Raw genomic sequence first — 1512 nt, forward strand, 5'->3', positions numbered from 1 at the left:
CGGCAACGCCAACGAGATCGCCAACCTGGGCACGGTATCCGTCCCCCGCACGGTGAACCTCAAGCCTTGGGCCGGAGCAGGTGCCAACCGCGCAGCGAAGTTCACGGACCCGAAATCCGGCGAGGTGTATTTCCTGGAACTCCGCACTCCGGTCGGTTACGACTCCGTCATTGCGCAGGACGGAAACCGCGGCGTGAAGATCACCCAGCAGGGCGGAGGCAACTCCTCGATCCTGCTTCCTCCCAATACCCGGGCGACCGCATTCAACGGCTACTACAGCAACACCCAGGCCTGGCAGGCCGGCCAGACTTTTACAACGCACGCCGGCACCAGGGTCTCCATTGACGCTGTCAGCAACACCGCGGCCACCGTGACGATCCGTCCGCCGGGTGCGCCCGCGAAGGGCTCCTTCGACAGCGCAGCCTTCGCGGTCACCTCGTCCGGCGCCACCATCAACGTCCGCGGATGGTCGGTGGATCCGGCGGCGGCCTCCACCTCCACCCAGACGCACGTTTACGTCACAGCACCTGACGGGACGACGACTGGCCACGCCTTCACCGCGGACAAGCCGCGCGCCGACGTCAACGCGGCGCTGGGCATCAGCGGAAACCACGGCTTCCAGGAGTCGATCACCGTCAAAGCGGCCGGACAGTATCAGGCCTGCGCCTATGCAATCGGCATCTTCAACAACACAGCACTGGGCTGCCGGACCCTCACCCTGGCCGGCACGCCCGCTCCCGAGGGATCCCTCGATGAGGTCACCACCGCCATGGTGTCTGGCAAACCGTCCATCAAGCTGCGGGGCTGGGCCGTGGACCGCGGCCAGACCGGCACGTCCATCCCGGTCCACGTCTACGTGACTACCCCTTCAGGAGCCACCACCGGCCAGGCCTTCACCGCCAACGTGCAGCGCCCGGACGTCAACCAGGCTTTGGGGGTCAGCGGCACGCACGGGTTTGCGGTCACCGTCCCGGCGACGGAGACCGGCACGTATCGGGTCTGTGCCTACGCCATCCCCGTCGCCCCCTTTGCTGCCGGTAACACCACCCTGGGCTGCCGCAACGTCCCGGTTGCTGTCAGTGACCCGCCCACCGGATACCTGGATTCCGTGGCGTTCATCAACGCGGCGCCCGACGGCAGCACCAAGTCAGTGACCACCACCGCCAATGCTGCCCGGAGCGACGTCAATGCCGCCATGGGGATCGCCGGTTCGCACGGGTACCAGACATCCGTGAGCGTGACGAAGGCCGGTACGTACCGCGTCTGCGCCACCGGAATCGCGGTCGCGACCCTGACCAAGGGCAACGGCTTCCTGGGCTGCGTGAACGCTACGGCGACCCTTGCTGCGCCCCCGGTCGGCTACGTGGACTCCATTGTGGTGCAAACCAGGACGCCGTCGGCGGTTATCACGGCGTCCGGCTGGACGTACGAACCCGGTACACCGGCGGCCTCCAACGCCGTGCATATCTACGTCACGGGCCCGGACGGCAAGACCAAGGGCTACCCCTTCAC

General features: G+C 66.9%; 1 pseudogene. It reads left to right on the forward strand.

Annotated features, from left to right (window positions below):
* Positions 1–1512: pseudogene (locus LQV45_RS31695) on the forward strand (hypothetical protein); the annotation flags it as partial.

The sequence above is a fragment of the Microbacterium sp. Bi128 genome (genome assembly GCF_918698205.1).